This window comes from Paeniglutamicibacter sp. ORCA_105 (assembly GCF_045798545.1).
GTDB classification, from domain to species: domain Bacteria; phylum Actinomycetota; class Actinomycetes; order Actinomycetales; family Micrococcaceae; genus Paeniglutamicibacter; species Paeniglutamicibacter sulfureus.
In genome coordinates, this window is record NZ_JBIXLM010000093.1 from 1 (window position 1) to 587 (window position 587).

The following is a 587-nucleotide window of genomic DNA, read 5'->3' on the forward strand; positions in this document are numbered from 1 at the left end:
AACATCGGCTTCTCGTGTGTTTGCTGTGGGTGCGGAGGGGGTTACTCGGCCAGCGTGTGCGATTCGGTCGCGCTGCGCTCGATCGTCTCCACCTTTTCGTCGGACGGATCCTGTGCCTGCGCACCGAGGTGGCCGCGGGTCAGCTTGTTCATGATCAGTGCGATGGCGCCGTCGCCGGTCACGTTGGTTGCCGTGCCGAAGCTGTCCAGCGCGATGTACGCGGCGAACATCAGGCCAACCTCGACCTCGCCGAAGCCGAGCATCTGGGCCAGCAGGCCGGCCGCGGCGGCGATCGCGCCGCCGGGAACGCCCGGGGCGGCGATCATCATAACGCCGAGCATCAGGATGAACGGGAAGTACGCACCAAAGGTGACGTCACCACCGGTCAGCAGCAGCACCGCGATCGAGAAGCAGGTGATCTTGACCATCGAGCCGGAGAGGTGGATCGTGGCGCACAGCGGGATCACGAAACCCGCAACCGAGTCGGAGACGCCGTTCTTCTTGGTTGAGGCCAGCGTGACCGGGATCGTCGCGGCCGAAGAGGAGGTGCCCAGGGCGGTGAAGTAGGCATCGCGCATGCGCCACAG

At 65.6% G+C, this 587-nt stretch carries 1 protein-coding gene; it reads right to left on the minus strand.

Features of this window, described 5'->3' with window-relative positions:
* Positions 1-41 precede the first annotated feature (41 nt).
* The coding region (locus ACIPUB_RS20105; protein ID WP_407608999.1) for a cation:dicarboxylate symporter family transporter at positions 42-587 on the minus strand (546 nt) is incomplete at its 5' end.